At 76.0% G+C, this 15,287-nt stretch carries 13 protein-coding genes; 1 reads left to right on the top strand and 12 read right to left on the bottom strand.

What is annotated here, in order from left to right; translation table 11 throughout:
- Positions 1 to 354: 354 nt before the first annotated feature.
- From tyrS to pheS, 12 genes are all read right to left on the bottom strand, one after another.
- Positions 355 to 1,638, bottom strand: coding sequence for a tyrosine--tRNA ligase (tyrS, locus tag ACI8AK_RS17555; RefSeq protein ID WP_387987088.1), 1,284 nt, complete (start codon positions 1,636 to 1,638; stop codon positions 355 to 357).
- Positions 1,635 to 2,261, bottom strand: coding sequence for a DNA-3-methyladenine glycosylase (locus tag ACI8AK_RS17550; RefSeq protein ID WP_387987093.1), 627 nt, complete (start codon positions 2,259 to 2,261; stop codon positions 1,635 to 1,637). Before ACI8AK_RS17550 ends, tyrS begins: the two co-directional genes overlap by 4 nt.
- Before the next feature lie 17 nt (positions 2,262 to 2,278).
- A complete protein-coding gene (gene argH / locus ACI8AK_RS17545) occupies positions 2,279 to 3,724 on the bottom strand; it encodes an argininosuccinate lyase (RefSeq protein ID WP_456957298.1) in 1,446 nt (481 codons plus the stop codon).
- A complete protein-coding gene (locus ACI8AK_RS17540; RefSeq protein ID WP_387987082.1) occupies positions 3,721 to 4,269 on the bottom strand; it encodes an arginine repressor in 549 nt (182 codons plus the stop codon). Before ACI8AK_RS17540 ends, argH begins: the two co-directional genes overlap by 4 nt.
- On the bottom strand, positions 4,266 to 5,213 hold the full coding sequence (gene argF / locus ACI8AK_RS17535; protein ID WP_387987079.1) for an ornithine carbamoyltransferase: 948 nt from the start codon (positions 5,211 to 5,213) through the stop codon (positions 4,266 to 4,268). The genes ACI8AK_RS17540 and argF overlap by 4 nt, the downstream gene beginning before the upstream one ends.
- Positions 5,210 to 6,400, bottom strand: coding sequence for an acetylornithine transaminase (locus ACI8AK_RS17530; RefSeq protein ID WP_456957296.1), 1,191 nt, complete (start codon positions 6,398 to 6,400; stop codon positions 5,210 to 5,212). The genes argF and ACI8AK_RS17530 overlap by 4 nt, the downstream gene beginning before the upstream one ends.
- The gene (gene argB, locus ACI8AK_RS17525; protein WP_456957295.1) at positions 6,397 to 7,431 is read right to left on the bottom strand and encodes an acetylglutamate kinase; all 1,035 of its coding nucleotides are present in this window, start codon (positions 7,429 to 7,431) and stop codon (positions 6,397 to 6,399) included. Before argB ends, ACI8AK_RS17530 begins: the two co-directional genes overlap by 4 nt.
- Positions 7,428 to 8,579 carry a bifunctional glutamate N-acetyltransferase/amino-acid acetyltransferase ArgJ gene (gene argJ, locus ACI8AK_RS17520; protein WP_456957293.1) on the bottom strand — a complete coding sequence of 384 codons (1,152 nt, stop codon included), beginning with the start codon at positions 8,577 to 8,579 and terminating at the stop codon, positions 7,428 to 7,430. The genes argB and argJ overlap by 4 nt, the downstream gene beginning before the upstream one ends.
- Entirely contained in the window at positions 8,576 to 9,628 is a 1,053-nt protein-coding gene (argC, locus tag ACI8AK_RS17515; RefSeq protein ID WP_456957291.1) for an N-acetyl-gamma-glutamyl-phosphate reductase, read from the bottom strand. The genes argJ and argC overlap by 4 nt, the downstream gene beginning before the upstream one ends.
- A gap of 254 nt (positions 9,629 to 9,882) precedes the next feature.
- Positions 9,883 to 10,689 carry an SDR family NAD(P)-dependent oxidoreductase gene (locus ACI8AK_RS17510; protein WP_456957289.1) on the bottom strand — a complete coding sequence of 269 codons (807 nt, stop codon included), beginning with the start codon at positions 10,687 to 10,689 and terminating at the stop codon, positions 9,883 to 9,885.
- On the bottom strand, positions 10,689 to 13,151 hold the full coding sequence (gene pheT, locus ACI8AK_RS17505; RefSeq protein WP_456957288.1) for a phenylalanine--tRNA ligase subunit beta: 2,463 nt from the start codon (positions 13,149 to 13,151) through the stop codon (positions 10,689 to 10,691). Before pheT ends, ACI8AK_RS17510 begins: the two co-directional genes overlap by 1 nt.
- Entirely contained in the window at positions 13,152 to 14,219 is a 1,068-nt protein-coding gene (gene pheS / locus ACI8AK_RS17500; RefSeq protein ID WP_387987060.1) for a phenylalanine--tRNA ligase subunit alpha, read from the bottom strand.
- Between the two features lie 224 nt (positions 14,220 to 14,443).
- On the opposite strand from pheS, the gene ACI8AK_RS17495 reads away from it, so the two are divergent.
- On the top strand, positions 14,444 to 15,286 hold the full coding sequence (locus tag ACI8AK_RS17495) for an EamA family transporter (protein WP_456957286.1): 843 nt from the start codon (positions 14,444 to 14,446) through the stop codon (positions 15,284 to 15,286).
- Position 15,287 lies beyond the last annotated feature (1 nt).

The following is a 15,287-nucleotide window of genomic DNA, read 5'->3' as shown; positions in this document are numbered from 1 at the left end:
GAGAGCTAGCACTCTCGATGTCATCAACCAAAGGAATCCCTCACCACACGAATCAACCGTGCAGTGCGGGGGTTTGTTACTTGGCACTGACTTTCGGCACGCTGTTGAGTTCTCAAGGAGCGGACGCACACCAACTCGACCCTCTCGGGCTTCCTCGGTGGCTGCTTGTTGTCCAACCCTGCGCCCGCCCGGAGTGTTCCCTCGAAGGGTCCTCCGCGCCGGCCCTCCCGGGCCGTGCGGCGCGCAGAGAGAAAGTTACGTGCCTGTCGGGAGCATGTCAAACCGGCTCGGCCGTGACGCCAGACACCGTTCCGGAACCGGCGTGTCACATGGCGGCAACGCGGCAGGACGTCCTCAGTGCGCGACGCGCTGCACCCCGGCGACGGACCGCTTGCCGCGGCGCAGCACCAGCCAGCCGCCCGGCAACCAGGCCTCCTCGCCCGGGACGATGTCGGCGTCGGTGACGCGCTCGTTGTTGAGGTACGCGCCGCCCTCCTTCACCGTGCGGCGGGCCTCGGACAGGCTCGAGACGAGGCCCGTCTGCTGGAGCAGCTGCGCGACGGTCGGCGTCCCGCCGTCGACGGTGACGCTGCCGGCCTCCCGCAGGGCGGCACCGAGGGTGTCGGCGCCGAGGGCGGTCAGGTCGTCCCGCCCGAACAGCGCGCGCCCGGCGGCCTCCGCCTGGCGGAGTTCCTCGGGCCCGTGGACGAGCGCGGTCAGCTCCTCGGCCAGGGCGCGCTGTGCCGCACGCGACGCCGGCCGCTCCCGGCTCTCGGCCAGGACCGCCTCGACCTCCTCGGCCGGCCGCTCGGAGAACTGCGGCAGCCAGGTGAGCGCGTCGGCGTCGTCGGCGTTGAGCCAGAACTGGAAGAAGGCGTAGGGCGAGGTGAGCGCGGGGTCGAGCCAGACGGTGCCGCTCTCGCTCTTGCCGAACTTCTGCCCGTCGGACTTGGTGACCAGCACGGTGGACAGGGCGTGCACCGCGGCCCCCTCCACCCGGCGGACCAGGTCGATGCCGGCGGTGAGGTTGCCCCACTGGTCCGAGCCACCGGTCTGCAGCGTGACGCCGTGGCGGCGGAACAGCTGCAGGTAGTCGTGCGCCTGGAGGATCTGGTAGCTGAACTCGGTGTAGCTGATGCCGGCCTCGGAGTTCAGCCGCGCGGACACCGCCTCCTTCGCCAGCATCCGGCCGACCCGGAAGTGCTTGCCGAGGTCGCGGAGGAAGTCGATGGCCGACAGCGGCTCGGTCCAGGTCAGGTTGTCGACGTAGACCGGCGCGGGCAGGCCCTCCTGCTCGGCCGGCCGGTCGAGGAAGGGCGCCAGCTGGCGACGGATGCTGTCCACCCAGCCGGCCACGGTGGAGCGGTCGTTGAGCTGCCGCTCGGCGGTCGGTCGCGGGTCGCCGATCAGCCCGGTGGCGCCGCCGACGAGGACCACGGGGTGGTGGCCGGCGCGCTGCAGCGCCCGCAGCACCATCACCTGGACCAGGTGCCCCACGTGCAGGCTCGGGGCGGTCGGGTCGAAGCCGCAGTAGTAGGTGACCGGTCCCTCGGCGAGGTGGGCGCGCAGGGCGTCCTCGTCGGTGGTCTGGGCGATGAGCCCGCGGCGCTGCAGTTCGTCGAGGACGGAGGAGGTCACGAGGTACCAGTCTGCCCGGCGGCGCGGCGCCGGCGTTGCCCGCCCGGGCGGAAGGCGCTCACCGACGGCGCCCCGGTCTCCCAGAACCGCCACGGCAGCTCGGTCGCCCGGCTGATCCCGACCCGGGGCCCGGCCGAGACGGCGGACGGCGGCTGCCCCGCGTGCAGCCGCACCGGCGAGGCGGGGTCGAGGACGTCGGCACCGCCGTCCTCCGGCCCGATCGCCAGCGCCGCGGTCAGCCGGGCCGGGCCGCGGGCCAGGTCCCGGGGCACGCGGGCGGAGGGACGGCGCAGGGCCGCGACCTGCTCCCCCACCACCACCTCGCCGGCGCGCAGCAGCACCGCCGAGCCGCGGCCGGCGGGACCGACGACGACGTTGGCGCACCAGTGCACGCCGTAGCTGAAGTACACGTACAGCCGCCCGGGCGGGCCGAACATGATCGCCGCGCGCGGGGTGGGGCCGCGGTGCGCGTGCGACGCCGGGTCCTCCCCCTCCCCCGAGTACGCCTCGACCTCGGTGAGCCGGACGGCGACGGTCCCCTCGGGCCGGTCGGTGACCACCCAGCAGCCCAGCAGCGCCGGGGCGACGTCGTCGACCGGCCCGAGCAGCTCCTCCGCCGTCAGCAGGCGGCCTGGCTGGCTCAGAGCGCGGCCGCCACGGGCGAGTCGGCCGACCAGCGACCGTGGGCGGCGACGACGTCCTTGAGCGCGGCCAGCTGGGCGGCGACCCGCTCGGGCGCCGTCCCGCCGCGGGTGTCCCGGGCGGCGAGCGCGCCGCGCACCGACAGCACCCCCCGGACGGCGGGGGTGAGCCGCTCGTCGATGCCGGCGAGCTGGTCGTCGTCGAGCTGGTCGAGCTCCAGGCCCGCGGCCTCGCAGACGGCGACCATCTCGCCGGAGATCTCGTGCGCCGACCGGAACGGCACGCCGTTCTTGACCAGCCACTCGGCGACGTCGGTGGCCAGCGCGAAGCCCTGCGGCGCGGCGGCCTCGAGCACCTCCGGGCGCAGGGTGAGCGTGGCGACCATGCCGGTGACCGCGGGCAGCAGGAGCAGCAGCTGCTCGAGGGAGTCGAAGACCGGCTCCTTGTCCTCCTGCAGGTCACGGTCGTAGGCCAGCGGCAGCCCCTTGAGCGTGGTGAGCAGGCCGGTGAGGTTGCCGACGAACCGGCCGGACTTGCCGCGCGCGAGCTCGGCGATGTCCGGGTTCTTCTTCTGCGGCATGATCGACGACCCGGTCGCCCAGGCGTCGTCGAGGCGGGCCCAGCCGAACTCGGTCGACGTCCAGAGCACGACCTCCTCCCCCAGCCGGGACAGGTGGACGCCGACCATCGCGGCGGCGAAGCAGAACTCGGCGGCGAAGTCGCGGTCGCTGACCGCGTCGATCGAGTTCTCCGCGGCCCGGTCGAAGCCGAGCTCGGCGGCGACGGCGTCGGGGTCCAGCGGCAGCGAGGACCCGGCCAGCGCGCCCGAGCCCAGCGGGCTGACGGCGGCGCGGCGGTCCCAGTCGAGCAACCGGTCGACGTCGCGGGCGAAGGCGTGCGCGTGGGCCAGCAGCTGGTGGCTGATCAGCACCGGCTGGGCGTGCTGCAGGTGGGTCATGCCGGGCGCGGGCACCTCGAGGTACCGCTCGGCCAGCCCCGTCAGGGCGTACTCCAGCGACGCCAGCTCACCGACCAGCGCGCGCACGTTGTGCCGCAGGTACAGCCGCAGGTCGGTGGCGACCTGGTCGTTGCGGGACCGGCCGGCGCGCAGCTTGCCCCCGAGGGTGCCGAGCTTGGCGATCAGGCCGCGCTCGAGCGCCTCGTGCACGTCCTCGTCGGCCTCGACCGGCGCGAAGGTGCCCGCGGCGACCTCGGCCGACAGCTCGGTGAGCGCGCCGACCATCTGCCCGAGCTCGTCGTCGGTAAGCAGGCCGGCGCGGTGCAGCACCCGCGCGTGGGCGCGGGAGCCGGCGAGGTCGTAGGGGGCCAGCCGCCAGTCGACGTCGGTGGACTTCGACAGCGCCGCCATGGCCGGCGACGGCCCGCCGCCGAAGCGGCCGCCCCAGAGCCGGGTCTGCGAGGCGGGGGCGGTCGGGTCGGTCACGGGGCTGATCCTCCAGCGGGGTCGTCGGTCTCGTCGGTCAGGTGGGGCGGCTCGCCGGGTGCGCGGCCGGCCAGCGACCGCAGGCGCCGGGCGAGCGCCGCGCCGCCGTCGGGGTCGCGCGAGACGACGAGCAGCGTGTCGTCGCCGGCGATGGTGCCCAGGACGTCGGGCAGGCCCACCTTGTCCAGCGCCGAGGCGAGGAACTGCGCGGCGCCGGGCGGGGTGCGCAGCACCGCGAGGTTGGCGCTGCCGTCGGCGCTGGTGAGCAGGTCCCCGAGCAGCCGCGTGAGGCGGGCGGGGGCGGCCTGCGCGGGGCGCAGCGGGGCGTTCTCCGGCGGCAGCACGTAGGACGCCGGGGCGCCGTCGGAGCCGCGCAGCTTGACCGCGCCGAGCTCCTCCAGGTCGCGGGAGAGCGTGGCCTGGGTGACCTCGACGCCGGACTCGGCCAGCAGCGCGGCGAGCTGGGTCTGCGAGGTCACCGGCCGGGCGGCGATGAGCTCGGCGATGCGGGCCTGCCGCGCCGACCGGGTCAGCGCCCCGGTCACGTGGATCGCTCCAGCAACCACGTGAGGAGGGCCTTCTGCGCGTGCAGCCGGTTCTCCGCCTCGTCCCAGACGACGCTCTGCGGGCCGTCGATGACGTCGGCGGCGATCTCCTTGCCGCGGTAGGCCGGCAGGCAGTGCAGCACGAGGGCGTCGTCGGCGGCGCGGGCCAGCGCGGCGTCGTCGACGGCGTAGGGCAGGAACGGCGCGACCCGGGTGTCGTACTCGTCCTCCTGGCCCATCGACACCCAGGTGTCGGTGGCGAGGACGTCGGCGCCGTCGGCGGCGGCCGCGGCGTCGGCGGTCCACTGGACCGAGCCGCCGGTCTCGGCGGCGATCTCCGCCGCCCTCTTCAGCACGTCGGGCGCCGGCTGGTACTCCTCCGGCGAGCCGATGCGCACGTGCATGCCGGCGGTCGCGCCGCCGAGGAGGTACGAGTGGGCCATGTTGTTGGCGCCGTCGCCGAGGTAGGTCAGCGACCGGCCGGCCAGCGAGCCCTTGTGCTCGGCCACCGTCTGCAGGTCGGCCAGGATCTGGCACGGGTGGAAGTCGTCGGTGAGCGCGTTGACCACCGGCACCCGGCTGGTGGCGGCCATGGTCTCGAGCCGGTCCTGGCCGAAGGTGCGCCACACGATCGCGGCGACCTGCCGGTCGAGCACGCGGGTGGTGTCCTCCACCGGCTCGCCGCGGCCGAGCTGGCTGGACCCGGCGTCGATCACCAGCGGGTACCCGCCGAGCTCGGCGACGCCGACCGAGAACGACACCCGGGTGCGGGTGGAGGGCTTGTCGAACAGCACGGCCACCGCCCGCGGCACGCCGTTCGCCGCGCGCAGCGGGGTGGGCGCGGCGTCGGTGTGCCGGGTGCGCTTGAGCTCGGCGGCCAGCGCGAGGACCTCGGCCTGCTCGCCGGGGGTGAGGTCGTCGTCGCGGGTGAGGTGCCGGGTCACGAGTCGGTCTCCTGCAGGGCGGTGTCGAGGGCGGCCGGCAGCGCGGCGACGAAGGCGTCGACCTGGCCGTCGGTGAGGACCAGGGAGGGCGCCAGGCGCAGCACGCCGGGGGCGACGGCGTTGGTGAGGAAGCCGGCCTCGCGCAGCGCGGCCTCCAGCGCGCCGGCGACCGGGGCGGTGAGGACGACGCCGAGCAGCGCGCCCCTCCCCCGCACCCCGGAGACGCCGGGGTGCCCGAGGCCCTCGATGCCGGCGGTGAACCGGTGCTCGAGCTCCTTGGCGCGCTCGAGCAGGCCCTCGTCGCGCATCGTGTCGAGGACGGCGAGCGCGGCGGCGCAGGCGATCGGGTTGCCGCCGAACGTGGAGCCGTGCGAGCCGGCGGTCATGAGCTCCGCGGCGTCGCCGAAGGCGAGCGTGGCGCCGATGGGCAGGCCGCCGCCGAGTGCCTTGGCCATGGTGACCAGGTCGGGCTGCAGGCCGTCTGCCTGGTGGGCGAACCAGTGGCCGGTGCGGCCGGTGCCGGTCTGCACCTCGTCGACGGCGAACAGCGCGCCGGCGTCCGCGGCGGTGCGGGCGGCGGCGGCGAGGTAGCCCGGCGGCGGGGGCTGCACGCCGCCCTCGCCGAGCAGCGGCTCGAGCAGCACCATCGCGGTCCGGTCGCCGACCGCCCCGGCCAGCGCGTCGGCGTCGCCGTAGGGCACGTACCGGGCGCCGCCGGGCAGCGGAGCGAACGCGGCGGCCTTGGACGGCTGGCCGGTGAGCGCGAGCGCGCCCATCGTGCGGCCGTGGAAGGCGCCCTCGGCGGTGACCACCTCGGGCCGCCCGGTGAGCCGGCTGATCTTGAAGGCGGCCTCGTTGGCCTCGGCGCCGGAGTTGCAGAAGAACACCCGTCCTGGCCGGCCGGCCAGCTCCAGCAGCCGCTCGGCGAGCGTGACGCCGGGCTCGTGCATCGCCAGGTTGGAGACGTGCCCGAGGGTCTGCGCCTGCCGGGTGATCGCCTCGACCACCCTCGGGTGGGCGTGGCCGAGGATCGTCGTCGCGATGCCGCCGAGCAGGTCGGTGTACTCGCGGCCGTCGACGTCCCAGACGGTCGCGCCCTCGCCGCGCGCGAGCGCGACCGGCGGGGTGCGGTAGTTGCCCATCATCACCGCCGACCAGCGGGTGGCCAGCTCCTCCGTGTGGGTCATGCCGGCTCCTCTCCGCTCAGTGAGTGGGCGGGGACGACCATCGTCCCGGTGCCCTCGGTGGTGAACATCTCCAGCAGCAGGGCGTGCGGGGTCCGGCCGTCGACGACGGTCGCCCGCTTCACCCCGCCCTCGACCGCCCGCAGGCAGGCGGCCATCTTCGGGATCATCCCGGCGTCCAGCGTCGGGAGGATCTCGGCGAGCTCGGCGGCGTCGATCTGCTGCACCAGCGAGTCGCGGTCGGGCCAGTCGGCGTAGAGGCCCTCGACGTCGGTGAGGACGACGAGCTTCACCGCGCCGAGCGCCACGGCGAGCGCGGCGGCGGCGGTGTCGGCGTTGACGTTGTGCACCACGCCGTCGCGGTCGGGCGCGACCGTGGCGACCACCGGGATCTTCCCGGACTGCAGCAGCGCGGTGACCGGCGTCGGGTCGACGGCGACGACGTCCCCGACCCGGCCGACGTCGACCGGCTGCCCGTCGACGAGCGCCCGGGTGCGCTCGGCGGTGAACAGGCCGCCGTCCTCGCCGGACAGGCCGACCGCCAGCGGGCCGTGCTGGTTGACCAGCCCGACCACCTCGGGGGTGACCTGGCCGGTGAGCACCATGCGGACCACCTCGACGGTCTCGTCGGTGGTCACCCGCAGGCCGCCGCGGAACTCGCTCTCGATGCCGAGCCGGCCGAGCATCTCGGTGATCTGCGGGCCGCCGCCGTGGACGACGACGGGCAGGATGCCGCAGGTCCGCAGGAACACCATGTCCTCGGCGAAGGCCCGGCGGCACTCCTCGTCGACCATCGCGTGGCCGCCGTACTTGATCACCACGACGTTGCCGTGGAACTCCCGCAGCCACGGCAGCGCGCCGGTGAGGACGGCGACCTTGCGGGCGTCACCCTCCGGGTCGTAGGTGCGCATGACCCGGGTGGTGCCGATCCGCCGGCGCGGCGGGGGCGCCTCGTCGACCCGGACGTCGGGCGGGGTGGGGTCCTCGTGGGTGTTCTCGTGGGTGTTCTCGTCGGTGTTCTCGTGGGTGCTCACGTCGAGTAGGCCGAGTTCTCGTGCACGTAGGCGAGGGACAGGTCGTTGGTCCAGATCGTGGCCTGCTCGGTGCCGGCGCCCAGGTCGACGTCGATGGTGATGGCCCGGCCGGTGAGGTCGACGCCCTCGCGCGGGTCGCCGATCGCGCCGCCCCGGCAGACGGTGACGCCGTTGATCGTGACGTCGACCCGGTCGGGCTCGAAGGCGGCGTCGGTGGTGCCGATCGCCGCCAGGACCCGGCCCCAGTTGGGGTCGTTGCCGAACAGCGCCGTCTTGAGCAGGTTGTTGCGGGCGCAGGCGCGGCCGGCGGTGAGCGCGTCCTCGACGGTCGCCGCGTTGCGCACGGTGATCGCGATGTCCTTGGTCGAGCCCTCGGCGTCGGCGAGCAGCTGCATGGCGAGGTCGGTGGCCGCGGCGGTGAGCGCCTCGGCGACCTCCTCCGCACCCGGGCTGACCCCGCTGGCGCCGTTGGCCATCGCCACGACGGTGTCGTTGGTGGACAGGCAGCCGTCGGAGTCGACCCGCTCGAAGCTGACAGCGGTGGCGGCCTTCAGCGCCTCCTGCAGCACAGCCGGGTCGACGGCGGCGTCGGTGGTGAGGACGACGAGCATCGTGGCCAGACTCGGCGCGAGCATGCCGGCGCCCTTGGCCATCCCGCCGACCGACCAGCCGTCCCGCTCGACGACCGTCGTCTTGGGCACCGAGTCGGTGGTCATGATCGCCCGGGCGGCGTCGGGACCGCCCTCGGCCGACAGCGCCTTCGCCGCGTCGGTGACCCCGGGCAGCAGCCTGTCCATCGGCAGCCGGACGCCGATCAGCCCGGTGGAGGCGACCGCGACGTCGATCGCGCCCAGCCCCAGCTGCTCGGCGGTGTGCTCGGCGGTGGCGTGGGTGTCCTGGAAGCCCTCGGGGCCGGTGCAGGCGTTGGCGCCGCCGGAGTTGAGGACCACCGCGCGCAGCCGGCCGGTGGCCAGCACCTGGCGGCTCCACTGCACCGGCGCGGCCGGGAAGCGGTTGGTGGTGAAGACGGCGGCGGCGTCGTCCCGCGGCCCGTCGTTGACGACCAGCGCGACGTCGGCCGCGCCGGTGCTCTTCAGCCCGGCCGCGACGCCGGCGGCCCGGAAGCCCTGCGGTGCGGTGACGCTCACGGGGCCACCCCCACCAGCGGCAGGCCCGCGGTCTCGGGCAGCCCGAGGGCGACGTTGGCGCTCTGGATCGCGCCGCCCGCGGTGCCCTTGGTGAGGTTGTCGACCGCGGCGACGACGACCAGCCGGCCGGCGTCCGGGTCGACCGCGACCTGCACCGCGACGGTGTTGGCGCCGAGCACCTGCGCCGTCGTCGGCCACCGGCCCTCGGGGAGCAGGTGCACGAACGGCTCGTCGGCGTAGGCCTTCTGGTAGGCGGCCCGCGCGGCGTCGGCGTCGATCCCGGGCCGCAGCGGCGCCGAGCAGGTGGCGAGGATGCCCCGGCTCATCGGCACCAGGGTCGGGGTGAAGCTGATCCGCACCGGGCCCCCGGCGGCCGCGCCGAGGGTCTGCGCCATCTCCGGGGTGTGCCGGTGCACGCCGCCGACGCCGTAGGCGCTGACCGAGCCCATCACCTCGCTGCCGAGCAGGTGCGGCTTGGCCGCCTTGCCCGCGCCGGAGGTGCCCGAGGCGGCGACCACGACGACGTCCGGCTCGACCAGCCCGGCGGCCAGCGCCGGGGCCATGGCGAGGGTGACCGAGGTCGGGTAGCAGCCGGGGACCGCGATCCGCCGCGCGCCGGCCAGCCGCTCCCGCTGGCCGGGCAGCTCCGGCAGGCCGTAGGGCCACGTCCCCGGGTGCGGCGTGCCGGCGTCGCCGCCGTACCAGCGGGCCCAGGCGGCCGGGTCCTGCAGCCGGTGGTCGGCGCCGCAGTCGACGACCAGGGTGTCCGGGGACAGCTGCGCGGCGATCGCGGCCGACTCCCCGTGCGGGAGCGCGAGGACGACGACGTCGTAGCCGGCGAGGTCCTCGGGCGCGCTCGACCGGACCTCGAGGTCGGCGAAGGGCAGCAGGTGCGGCTGCAGCTCACCCAGGCGTCGGCCGGCGCTGCTGTTCGCGTGCACCCCGGCCAGGCGGAGGTGCGGGTGCCCGGCCAGCAGCCGGCACACCTCTCCCCCCGCGTACCCGGTGGCGCCGGTGACCCCGACCGTCCACGTCTGCCCTGTGTTCACGATGCATGACCATACAGGACCGTGCATGACCTTTCATGGCCGGGTCCCCGCGTGCTCTGGCGCACGCTCGTGCTCTGCCCAGGGAGGTGTGCAGAGCACGGAGGGAGGGGACGCCCCGGGGTCCTGCGCGCGGTCGTGCTCCGCCCACAGGGGTGGGCAGAGCACGAACGTCCGGCGCGGGAGGTGCCGGCTCCGGCCTCCGTGCTCTGCCCCCGGAGGCGGGGCAGAGCACGACCGCGCCCGGACGAGGGCGGTCAGGCCAGCGGGTCGCCGTCGCCGTACGGGAGCAGCCGCAGCTTCCGCGCGTCGTCGGCCGGCTCCGTGGCGCGCAGCGTGTCGAGGTCGTCGACCCCGGCGCGGAAGAACCGCCCCGACCACTGGTCCAGCTCCCCGGCGGCGATGGCCACCACCAGGTCGACGACGTCCTCGGGACGGGTCCAGTCGGTGCGGCCCTCGTGCATCGGCATGGCGCGGGTCATCGCGGTGTCGACGACGCCCGGCGCCAGGTCGAACGCCCGCACGCCGTGCGCGGCACCGGCCAGGTCGATCGACTCGGTGATGCGCATCTGCGCGGTCTTGCCCGCCGAGTAGGCGCTGTAGTGCGGGTTGGCGCGGGTGCTGATCCCGCTGGCCAGGTCGACCACCCGGCCGCCGCCGACGGCGACCATCCCGGGCAGGACCGCGCGGGCGACGAGGAACGGCCCGCGCACCTGGCTCTCCACGACCTCCCACCACTGGTCGGGGTCGGCCTCCCACAGCGGCACCTCGGCGGCGTCGATCAGGCCGGCGTTGTTCACCAGCAGCCCGATCGGCCCGAGCTCGCGGACCACCTCCGCGACGGCGGCGTCGACGGCGGCGCGGTCGGTGACGTCGGCGGGCAGCGCGAGGGTGCGGGCACCGGTGGCGGCGGCGACCTCGGCCATCGCCGTCCGCAGCCGCTCCGCGCCGCGGGCGACGCCGGCGACGGCGGCCCCGCGGGCGGCCAGCCCCTCGGCCAGGTGCCGGCCGATGCCCGCCGACGCCCCGGTGACGAGTGCGACCAGGCCGGTGAGGTCCGCCATCAGTCGCCGCTGCGCAGGGTGATCCCCTGCAGCTCGACGACGGCGACGATGCCCTCGCGCACCCGGGCGACGTCCTCGGCGGTCAGCGTGCGGTCCGGCGCGCGCAGCACCAGGGAGTACGCCAGCGACCGCGACCCGGCCGGGACCGGCGGGCCGGAGTACACGTCGAACAGGCGGACCGCCTCGAACAGCTCCCCCGCACCCCCGCGGACCAGCGACTCGACGTGCGCGGCGGTGATCTCGTCGGGCACGACGAAGGCCAGGTCGAGGAAGACCGGCGGGAACGTCGAGATGCGCGGCCCCACCGGGACGGGCGCCGGCGGGAACGCGTCGACGTCGAGCTCCATCACCGAGGTGCGGGCCGGCAGGTCGAGGGCGGCGCACACCCGCGGGTGCAGCTCGCCGGCGTACCCGACCACCCGGTCGTCCACGACCAGCTCCGCGCAGCGCCCCGGGTGCCAGGGGGCCTGCTCGCCGGGGCGGACGAACAGCTCCACGCCCGCGGCGGCGGCCACCAGCCGGGCGGCCTGGACGGCGTCGGCCCAGCCCGCGGCCCGGCCCGGGCCCCACCAGCCGCGCGGCTCGCGCTGCCCGGTCAGCGCCACGGCGACGTGCCAGGGCTGGTCGGGCACCGCGCCGAGCAGGGCGGCGAGGGTGTCGTCGTCGGGCCGGCGGTCGACGCCGGGCAGCGGCGCGGGGGTGCGCCGGTCGCCCGGGAAGACCGCGCCGTGCTCGAACAGGGCGACGTCGCGGCGGCCGCGGGAGAGGTTGCGGGCCAGCGTCGCGAGCAGGCCGGGCAGCAGCGTGGTGCGCAGCGCCGGCTCCTCCTCCGACAGCGGGTTGCGCACGAGCACGACCCGGCGGCGCGGGTCGTCGTCGGCGAGGCCGAGGGCGTCCAGCGCCGGGGCGCCGACGAACGGGTAGGACGGCGCCTCGACGTAGCCGGCCTCGGCCAGCGCGCGGCCCACCGTGCGACGGCGGCGCTGGGTCTCGGTGAGCCCGCGCCCGGGCGGGGCGGTGGGCAGCACCGAGGGGACGTCGTCGTAGCCGGCCAGCCGGACGACCTCCTCGACCAGGTCGGCCGGGTCGGTGAGGTCCGGGCGCCACGACGGCGGCGTGACGGTCAGCGAGCCGCCGTCGGCCTCCACCGCGCAGCCGACCGCGCCGAGCAGCTCGACCACCTGGGCGGGCGAGTAGGGCACGCCGGAGACCCGGCCGGGCCTCGCGGCGTCCAGCGCGATCGACGGGCGGGGGGCGCGGGTGTCGACGTCGACCAGCGCGCCGACGACGCGGGCGCCGCCGTGCTCGGCGAGCAGCTCCGCGGCGCGGGCGAGCGCGGCGACGGTCATCTCCGGGTCGACGCCGCGCTCGAAGCGGCGGGCGGCCTCGCTGGGCAGCCGGTGCCGGCGAGCGGTGCGCGCGACGCCGGTGGGCTCCCAGTGCGCCGCCTCGAGCAGCACGTTCGTGGTGCCGTCGCCGATCTCGGTCGAGGCGCCGCCCATCACCGCGGCCAGCCCGATCGGGCCGGTGTCGTCGGTGATGAGCAGGTCGTCGCCGGACAGCGCCCGGTCGGCGCCGTCGAGGGTGGTCAGCCGCTCGCCCTCGCGGGCCCGGCGGACGACGATCGGGCCGGTCACGGCGTCCCGGTCGAAGGCGTGCATCGGCTGGCCGAGCTCGAGCATCACGTAGTTGGTGACGTCGACGGCCAGGGAAATCGAACGGACGCCCGACTGGGCCAGCCGGCGGCGCATCCACCAGGGGCTGGGCCGGGTCGGGTCCAGCCCCTCGAGCGCGACCATGGAGAACCGGTCGCAGCGGTCGGCGTCGGCGACGGTCACCTCCCACGCCGGCTCGCCGGACCAGGCGGCCGGCGCCGCCGCGCCCGGGTCGCGCCACGCCACGCCCAGGCCGGTGCCCACCTCGCGGGCGATCCCGCGCATGGACAGGCAGTAGCCGCGGTCGGGGGTCACGTTGAGCTCGATGACGACGTCGTCGAGGCCCACGACGGGGCGGGCGTCGGCGCCGGGCTCGAAGCCCTCGCCCAGCACCAGGATCCCGGCGTGGTCCTCGCCGATGCCGAGCTCGCGGACCGAGCAGATCATCCCGTCGGAGACGTGGTCGTAGGTCTTCCGCGCGGCGATCTCGAACCCGCCGGGCAGCACGGCGCCGGGCAGCGCGACGACGACGCTGTCCCCCGCGACGAAGTTGCTCGCCCCGCAGACGATCCCGCGCGGGGCGCCCTCGCCGACGTCGACCTGGCACCACCGGATCGGCTTCTTGAAGCCGGTGAGCTCCTCGATCTCCAGCACCCGGCCGACCACGAGCGGGCCGGTGACCTCGGCCGGGGTGTGGACCTCCTCGACCTCCAGGCCCAGCCGGACGAAGGCGGCGTCGAGGTCCTCGACGGGAGTCCCGGCGGGGACGTCGACGTACTCGGCCAGCCAGCCGACGGGGACCCGCATCTACAGCTCCACTCCGAACGCACTCGTGAACCGGACGTCGCCCTCGACGATGTCGCGCATGTCGCCGACGCCCGAGCGGAACTGCAGCGCCCGCTCGATGCCGACGCCGAAGGCGAAGCCGCTGTACTCCTCGGGGTCGACGCCGCAGGCGACGAGCACCCGCGGGTTGACCATCCCGCAGCCGCCCCACTCGACCCAGCGCGGGCCGTCGCGGTGCTCGGGGAACCAGACGTCGAACTCGGCCGAGGGCTCGGTGAACGGGAAGTACGACGGCCGCCAGCGGGTGACCGCCTCGGGGCCGAACAGCGCCCGCGCGAGGTGGTCGAGGGTGCCGCGCAGGTGCGCCATCGTCAGCCCGCGGTCGACGGCCAGGCCCTCGACCTGGTGGAAGACCGGGGTGTGCGTCGCGTCGAGCTCGTCGGTGCGGTAGACCCGCCCGGGCGCGACGACGTACACCGGCGGCGTCCGGGACAGCAGCGTGCGGGCCTGCACCGGGCTGGTGTGCGTGCGCAGCACCAGGCCGGAGTCCTCGGGGGCGACGAAGAGGGTGTCCATCATCGTGCGCGCCGGGTGGTCGCGGCCGATGTTGAGCGCGTCGAAGTTGAACCACTCGGCCTCGAGCTCGGGGCCGTCGGCCACCTCGTAGCCCATGCCGACGAACACGTCGGCGATCCGCTCCTGCAGCGTGGTCAGCGGGTGGCGGGCGCCGCGCGGGGTGCGGTCCCAGGGCAGGGTGACGTCGACCCGCTCCTCGGCCAGCGCCCGGGCGTCGCGCTCGGCCTCGAGCTCGGCCCTGCGCGTCTCGTACGCCTCGGTGACGGCGACCCGCGCCGCGTTCACCCGCTTGCCGGCGTCGGCGCGGGCGGCCGGCGGCAGCGCGCCGAGCTCGCGGCGGGCCAGCGGCACGGGCGCGCGGTCGCCGAGGTGGGCCGGGCGCACGGCGGCCAGCGCCTCGAGGTCGCCCGCTCCCGCGAAGGCCTCCCGCGCCGCTGCGACGGCGGCGTCGAGGGCCTCGGCGGACAGGGCCGCGACCTGCTTCGGGTCGTAGGGGTCGTTGGCGCCGGACACGGGAGGCCATTCTGCCCGGCGGCCCCGGGACGCCGCTGCCGGGTTTGCCGCGACCGCCCGACGGCCGCTCGTGCCCGCCGCCACCCCGCCCGGGATCGGCGGTCCCGTGACCACCGGGCGCGAACGGCCACGGGATCGCCGGTCCCGGTGCCGGCGGGAGGACGGGGGCCGGCGGCTGCCAGGATCGGCGGGACGGCGGGACGACGACGCGGGAGGCGCACCGGATGGCGATGGTGCTGGCGCTGGCCTCGGCCGTCGTCTACGGGATGGCCGACTTCTGCGGGGGGATCGCCAGCCGCCGGGCCGCCGCGGCCGCCGTCGTCGCGCTGTCGCAGGCGGCCGGGCTGGTCGCCGTCGTGCTGCTGCTCCCCTGGCTCGGCGGCAGCCCCACACCGGCCGACCTGGGCTGGGGCGCGGCCGCCGGTGTCGCCGGCGGGGCCGGGCTGCTGCTGTTCTACCGCTCGCTGGCCACCGGGGTGATGAGCGTGGTGGCCCCGGTGACGGCGGTGGCGGCCGCGGCGCTGCCGGTGGTCGGCGGCCTGCTGCTCGGCGAGCGGCTCGGCGTCCTGGCCGCGCTCGGCATCCTGCTCGCGCTGGTCGCGGTGGTGCTCGTGGCGGCCGAGGGCGGGCTGTCCTCGCTGCGCGCCGCGCGGCTGGGCACCGTCGCGCCGGCGCTGGCCGCCGGCGCCGGCTTCGGGCTGTTCTTCGTGCTGCTGGACCGCACCGGCGGGGACTCGGGCCTGAGCCCCCTGCTGGCCGCCCGTGTCGTGTCGGTGCTGCTGATCGGCGGGCTCGCGCTGGCGTCGGGCCGCTCGCTGCTGGTGTCCCGCGGGGTGCTGCCGGTGGTGGTGCTCGCCGGCGTCGGCGACATGACGGCCAACGCGCTGTTCCTCGTCGCCACCCAGGTCGGCGAGAAGCTGGCGATCACCGGGGTGCTGGCGTCGCTGTACCCGGCGAGCACGGTCGTGCTGGCGCAGGTCGTGCTGCGCGAGCGGCTGGCCGGGGCGCAGCGCGCCGGGCTGGCCGTCGCGGCGGCCGCCGTCGTCCTCATCGCGCTGCCCGCCTGAC

The organism is Geodermatophilus sp. SYSU D00867 (assembly GCF_054050315.1).
The sequence above is the reverse complement of the archived record's forward strand: the minus strand, read 5'-3'. Positions and strand labels throughout refer to the sequence as shown.

Excerpts from the sequence above, each read along its gene's own strand:
- ACI8AK_RS17530 (WP_456957296.1), bottom strand. The coding sequence starts at position 6,400 with ATGACCCACACGGAGGAGCTGGCCACCCGCTGGTCGGCGGTGATGATG.
- ACI8AK_RS17510 (WP_456957289.1), bottom strand. The coding sequence starts at position 10,689 with ATGGCGGACCTCACCGGCCTGGTCGCACTCGTCACCGGGGCGTCGGCG.
- pheT (WP_456957288.1), bottom strand. The coding sequence starts at position 13,151 with ATGCGGGTCCCCGTCGGCTGGCTGGCCGAGTACGTCGACGTCCCCGCC.
- ACI8AK_RS17495 (WP_456957286.1), top strand. The coding sequence starts at position 14,444 with ATGGCGATGGTGCTGGCGCTGGCCTCGGCCGTCGTCTACGGGATGGCC.